Raw genomic sequence first — 5,789 nt, 5'->3', positions numbered from 1 at the left:
GGATCAGGGCGACCCCGGGCAGGTAGAGCATCAGCCCGTCCTGGTCGAGCCGGGAGAACAGGAACAGCAGCGGCAGCTCGGCGGCCCACCAGAGGACCAGCCAGCTGCGGACCCGGGCGCTGCGGACGAGGCGGGCCCACGGCAGGAGGGCGGCCACGAGCTGCACGAGCGCCGCGGCGAGCACCGGACCGAGCAGCCAGCGCCGGTCCGGCACCCAGTCCACGGCCACCCGTACGCAGCCGAGCATGGTCACCCCGGCGGCGACCGAGGCACCGATCCGGATCTGCCGCGCCCAGTACTCCGCGGTGCTGTCGTCGAACTCCGCCGGTTGCACGAGCCCTGTGATCGGCACCCCGGCAGCTTTCGTGAGGGAAACCGGGCCCTGAGGCGTACCCCCGTCACCATGCCCACGCCTCAGGGCCCGGACCGCCGTTGCCGACGGGCGGGAAGATCCGGTCCAGCTCATCCAGGGTCTCCGCGGCAAGCTCGGTGTCCAGCGCCAGCAACGGCAGGTCCAGCTGCTGCGGCGTGCGCGGGCCGAGCACCGGCGCGGTCACCCCGGGCCGGGACAGCAGCCAGGCCAGCGCGACCGTGGTCGGCTCCTGGCCCAGGCCGGCGCACAGCTTCTCGAACTGCTCCAGCGCGGCGCGGTGCGGCTCGACCCGTTCCGGCGCGTGCAGGACGCTGCGGCCGGTGCTGCCCTCGCGCTGCTTGCGCAACGCGCCGGACAGCGCCCCGAAGTGCAACGGGGAGTACGGCAGGATGCCGATGCCCAGCTCCCGGGCGGCGGGCAGCACCTCCAGCTCGACGTGCCGGGTCAACAGGTTGTACTTGGGCTGCTCGCTGACCAGCCCCAGATAGTGGCGCCGGTCGGCGGCGGCCTGGGCGCGGGCCAGATGCCAGCCGGCGAAGTTCGACGAACCCGCGTACCGGATCTTGCCCTGTCCGGTGAGCGTCTCCATCGCCTGCCAGATCTCCTCCCACGGGGTGTCCCGCTGGATGTGGTGCAGTTGCAGCAGGTCGATCCAGTCGGTGCGCAGCCGGCGCAACGACGCCTCGCAGGAGGCGATGATGTGCCGCGCGGAGAGGCCGCCGTCGTTGGGCCAGTCGCTCATCGGCGCGTAGACCTTGGTGGCGAGCACGATCTTGTCGCGCGCGCCGGACTGGGCCAGCCAGCTCCCGATGAAGCGCTCGCTGAGCCCGTCGCCGGTCTCCCGGCCGTACATGTTGGCGGTGTCGACGAAGTTGATGCCCGCGCCGAGCGCGCGGTCGAGGACGGCATGGGACTCGGGTTCGCCGATCTGCCAGGCGAAATTCATGGTGCCGAGGCAGAGACGACTGACCCGCAGACCGGTACGGCCGAGGTGCACGTAACGCATGACACGACCGTAGGGTCGGATTCGCGATGGCCCGAGCCGTTCGACCGTGCTCGAATGGTCGGATGATCCGGCTCGCATTCGCCCCCGCCGATCTCGCGGGCGTCCGGTTCGCCCACTCGCCGATGGCCGAGGTGATCGCCAGCAGCGTGGCGCTGGCCAAACCGGACCAGTTCTGGATGTACGCCTCCTGGCGCGCGCAGGTGCGCCCGGTGCTGGCAGCGGCCCGGCTCGAGACGTTCCTCGCCGTGGTGGCCCGCCGGCAGGGCTGGGTGCCGGACTTCCTGAGCCCGGTGCCCGCGTCCGCCCGGCCGCTGCTGCGCGACGAGCTGGCGGTGATCGCGGAGACGCCCCTCGACCAGGTGGCGTGGGAGGTGGCGTACGCGTGGCGCGGAGTCTCGGACGTGCCGCCGGTGATCGCCCGCTTCGAACGCGACCCGGCCGGTGGGCTCGCGGTGCTGCTGCGCGAGATCCGGCAGTACTTCGAGCTGGCGCTGGCGCCGTACTGGCCGAGGCTGCGCACGGCGGCGGAGGCGGAGATCGCCCACCGCGCCCGGGCGGCGACCGAGCACGGGCCGCGGGCCCTGATCCGCGACCTGCACCCGAGCCTGAGCTGGGACGAGACGGCGCTGCGGATCGGCCACAGCGGCGGGGAGGTCGAGTTCGGCCTGGACGGTCACGGGCTGGCGCTGCTGCCGTCGGGCTTCGCCGGGCCGAAGGTGTTCGCGGTGACGGAGACGGCGCAGGGCCGGGCGTTGTGGTATCCGCCGAGGGGCTACGGGGCGTTGTGGGACGGCACCGCGCGCAGCGAACCGACGGCGGCGCTGGCGGCGTTGCTGGGGCCGACCCGGGCGGCCGTGCTGACGCTGCTGGCGGTGCCGCACAGCACCGGTGAAGTGGCGACGGCCCTGGGATTGGCCGCGGCGACGGCTTCTCATCATTTGACGACGTTGCGGGATGCCGGGCTGATCGCCGGTTCCCGGGTCGGGCGGAAGCTGGAGTATCTGCGGACCGGGCTGGGTGAGCAGCTGGGCGGCGGTGCGGGCTGATCCGCCGCCCTGCTCCTGGGTCTTTGTGCACTTCTGCTTCGGCCGTCCGATCATCCTTTCCGGTGATCATCATCTGGCTCAGGCCGCCATTTTCTGCGGATCTCGCCATCGCCGGTCTTGTGTACCGGCCTCGCCGAATTCGACCGTACATTCCCTGGAGCGGCCGCCTCTTGCCCGCCACCTCGACCGCCGGTCGCAGATCAGCCCCCTTTTCTCCTCGGTCGGCCGCACTTGCGTGTCTCGGCTCGGCAATCTGGAGGCAGTGCCGGTCGGCCGCACTCCGGTGTCTCAGCTCAACAAGCTGAAGACAGTGGCGATCGGCCGCACTCCGGTGTCTCAGCTCAACGGGCTGAAGACAGTGGCGATCGGCCGCATTCAGGTGTCTCAGTTCAACAAGCTGAAGACAGTGGCGATCGGCCGCACTCCGGTGTCTCAGTTCAACAGGCTGGAGAGAGTGGCGATCGCGCCGGCGAGGGTTACGCCGAACCAGGGGATGGCGGACAGGCAGGTCCGGGGCCAGGTGGCGCCGTTGGCTCGGTGCAGGGCCGCCGCTATCGCGGCCGCCACCACCGCGAGCACAAAGGACGCCAGCACAACGGTGAATGTCAGGACGGCGCCGGGGTTCATCGGGGCCGCCGGGGTTGAACGCTGACCATGGTGCATCCCTCCTGAGGTGGGTGCGACCCGCGGCACGCGGGTGGCATTGGCACCTGGGCAGGGAGCCGCGGTAGCGTCGAAGGGCATGGTTCCGCGCGACGCAACCGACCCCTGCACAGGGTCGGAATTGCCGGCCGGAGGACCGGGGACAGGCGGGTGAGATCGCCTGCCCCCGGTTTGTTTTCCGGGACGTGACTTCTACGCTAGCACCGACGCTATCCCTTTAAAAGAATGAAACATAACGTCTTCTGGTACGGCCAGAATGGATCTCCATTGCTGACCTCCGTACCGGATGGAATTGATCTTTGGGCTCAGACCGCCGCACCGTGCTGGCTATTCCGGAAACACCGGTCCTCATGTTTAGATTTTGTTCATGGCAGAAACCGATGTGGACGCCGAGGAGAAGACCCGGGGCTCCGGACGCGCCGCCGTGCGCATCCTGGGCGACCTGATCGCGGCCGGTGACCAGCTCCGCCCCGGCGATGTGGTCAGCCTCGACTACGTGATGGAGCAGAGTGGCGGCAGCCGCGCCCTGGCCCGTGAGGTGCTCCAGGTCCTGCAGATCAAGGGCCTGGTGACATTGCAGCCCCGGGTCGGGGCCAAGGTCCAGCCGGTCGAGCAGTGGAACCCGTTCGACCCGGACGTCATCGAGTGGCGGCACCAGGTGGCTCCGCGCGTCCAGATGGACCTGCTCACCCAGCTGCGCGAGGCGGTGGAGCCGGAGGCGGCCCGCCTCGCGGCCCAGCACCCGTCGGCGGACGTGTGCCGGGATCTGATCAGTCTGAGCCGCCGGCTCAAACGGCTGGGCCTGGCCCGGGACGAGTTCCGCGACCCGGGCGAGGCCGGCGGCCGGCACCGCGAGCGGTACCGCGCCACGGACGAGGACTTCCACGTGGTGCTGCTCAAGGGGTCCGGCAACGACATGTTCGTGGCTCTCAGTGCCCCGGTGACCAAGGCACTCAACTACCGCATCGAGCGCGCGGCGAGCGGGCCGGCGGGCAAGGTGCGACCCGCCGGCCCGGTCAGCAACTTCCCCGAGGTGCCGGAGGAGGAGTCGCTGTGGCTGCACCTGGGCCTGGCCCACTGCGTCGCGCAGGGCCTCCCCGAGGCGGCGGAGACGTTCTCCCGCGCCATCCTCGAGGAGGTCCGCGGGGGCACCCGGTCACGCGTCCGCCGTTACGCGATCAGGGAAGCCTTGGACGAGATGGATCTCGCGATGCTGCACGAGGAGGACCGCGACGGTTTCGCCGCCGCCATCAGCGCGATCGCGGGCGAGATCTGACCGCTCAACGCCTTCCGATGTCCCACACGACGGCGTGCGCACCTTCCCCGGTGACAGCGATGGTGCCCGCCACCAGACCACGGTCGTTGATGAACTGGACCGAGCCGGCCGTGACCCCACGGTCCAGCGGGCCGAGGTCGACGACGCCGGCGCCCCGCCAGACGACGCCGCGGCTGCCGCCCAGGTCGGCCACGCCGGCCACGTTCCCGGCCGCGTTCATCGCGGTGGCCAGTCCGCTGACTCCGCTGAGCGCGGCGAGGTCGGTCGCCGTACCCCGGTGCCAGCGCACCGCCCGCAGGTCGGAGTTGTCGCCGGCATTGCCGCCGACCTGGCCCCGGTCGTTGATCCCGACCGGGTAACTCTCGGTCCCGCCGAGCGCGCCGAGATCGGTGAAGACACCGTTCTCCCAGAGGAACGCGTGCCAGCCGGAGTCCGGCACCCGCACCGTGCCGACAACCTGGCCCTGCTCGTTGACGTCGACGCCGATGCTGGCGATCCCGACCGGCGGCGTGAGCCGGATGAGCCGCCCGTCCCGCCACAACGCAGCCTCGGTCTCAGCGCCGTCGGCACTGATGGTGGAACCGGCGATGTCACCACGACTGTTGATGTCATCGGCGAGAGTGTCCCCACCGAGCCCGGGCAGATCGGTGGCGACGCCGTCCCGCCAGACGAACGCCTGGCCGTACTGTCCGCTGGTGGCGGTGTAGCGGGTGCCGATGACGCGGCCGTGGTCGTTGAGCCCGGTCACGGAGATCCCGTCCCCGGTGACGGCGGTGAGGTCACGCAGGACGCCGCGACGCCAGAGGAACGGACGGGCGATGCCGGCTGCGGTGAAGGCTGTGCCGGCGACGTCGCCGCGTTCGTTGACGTCGACGGCGTAGCTCGGGCCGCCGCCGGGGAGGGTGCCGAGGTCGGTGAGGTGGCCGTTCCGCCAGCGGAAGGCGTGGGTGGCGCCGGAGGCGGTCTCGCTGGAGCCGACCAGGTAGCCGGAATTGCTCAGGGCGGTGGGGTTGCTCCAGGCGCCGCCTAGGGTGCCTACGTCTTGTGGGGTTATCGGGGTGGTGGTGGCGTGGGCGGCCGATGTGGGTCCTGCTGTTGCGGCGAGTGTGGCGATGATGGCTGTGGTCAGGAATCTGCTTGGACGCATCTTCTCCCCCTCCAGAATGTGGCGTTCCATCGCCACTCTGCGGGTCCGTGCGCCTGACGTCTGTCCGTCGATCGTCCATGGTGGATTGGTTGATCGGCAGGTTTGTGGGTGTGGTGGCTGCCCGTTGCGCGTGTCCGTGCCTTCCTCTGTCCGCACCGCCGCCCGTCTGCACCGCCGCCTGTCCGCACCGCCGCCCGTCTGCACCGCCGCCCGTCCGCAGCTCCGCCCGTCCGCACCTCCGCCCGTCCGCACCGCCGCCCGTCCGCACCGCCGCCCGT

The 5,789-nt window shown here is 70.8% G+C and carries 5 protein-coding genes and 1 pseudogene; 3 read left to right on the top strand and 3 right to left on the bottom strand.

The window, feature by feature from the left end; all coding sequences use genetic code 11:
• Nucleotides 1–352, bottom strand: a pseudogene (locus AB0C29_RS30390) (two-component response regulator); the annotation flags it as partial.
• 46 nt (nt 353–398) lie between these two features.
• Complete coding sequence (locus tag AB0C29_RS30385) at nt 399–1,379, bottom strand: aldo/keto reductase (protein WP_360827257.1); 981 nt, start codon at nt 1,377–1,379, stop codon at nt 399–401.
• 62 nt (nt 1,380–1,441) lie between these two features.
• On the opposite strand from AB0C29_RS30385, the gene AB0C29_RS30380 reads away from it, so the two are divergent.
• From AB0C29_RS30380 to AB0C29_RS30370, 3 genes are all read left to right on the top strand, one after another.
• Complete coding sequence (locus AB0C29_RS30380) at nt 1,442–2,425, top strand: helix-turn-helix domain-containing protein (RefSeq protein ID WP_360827254.1); 984 nt, start codon at nt 1,442–1,444, stop codon at nt 2,423–2,425.
• Entirely contained in the window at nt 2,397–3,077 is a 681-nt protein-coding gene (locus tag AB0C29_RS30375) for a hypothetical protein (protein WP_360827251.1), read from the top strand. The genes AB0C29_RS30380 and AB0C29_RS30375 overlap by 29 nt, the downstream gene beginning before the upstream one ends.
• 378 nt (nt 3,078–3,455) lie before the next feature.
• Nucleotides 3,456–4,364 carry an FCD domain-containing protein gene (locus AB0C29_RS30370; RefSeq protein ID WP_360827248.1) on the top strand — a complete coding sequence of 303 codons (909 nt, stop codon included), beginning with the start codon at nt 3,456–3,458 and terminating at the stop codon, nt 4,362–4,364.
• A 4-nt stretch (nt 4,365–4,368) separates the two neighbouring features.
• Here the strand turns inward: AB0C29_RS30370 and AB0C29_RS30365 are convergent, their stop codons facing one another.
• Nucleotides 4,369–5,511 carry a hypothetical protein gene (locus AB0C29_RS30365; protein ID WP_360827245.1) on the bottom strand — a complete coding sequence of 381 codons (1,143 nt, stop codon included), beginning with the start codon at nt 5,509–5,511 and terminating at the stop codon, nt 4,369–4,371.
• Nucleotides 5,512–5,789: the final 278 nt, after the last annotated feature.

Source organism: Actinoplanes sp. NPDC048791 (assembly GCF_040650095.1).
Lineage (GTDB): Bacteria > Actinomycetota > Actinomycetes > Mycobacteriales > Micromonosporaceae > Actinoplanes.
Note: the sequence above shows the minus strand (reverse complement) of the source record. Positions and strands in the feature narration are given on the sequence as shown.

What these genes read in the sequence shown, in the direction of transcription:
- AB0C29_RS30385 (WP_360827257.1), bottom strand. Translation starts at nt 1,379, where the DNA reads ATGCGTTACGTGCACCTCGGCCGTACCGGTCTGCGGGTCAGTCGTCTC.
- AB0C29_RS30380 (WP_360827254.1), top strand. Translation starts at nt 1,442, where the DNA reads ATGATCCGGCTCGCATTCGCCCCCGCCGATCTCGCGGGCGTCCGGTTC.
- AB0C29_RS30370 (WP_360827248.1), top strand. Translation starts at nt 3,456, where the DNA reads ATGGCAGAAACCGATGTGGACGCCGAGGAGAAGACCCGGGGCTCCGGA.
- AB0C29_RS30365 (WP_360827245.1), bottom strand. Translation starts at nt 5,511, where the DNA reads ATGCGTCCAAGCAGATTCCTGACCACAGCCATCATCGCCACACTCGCC.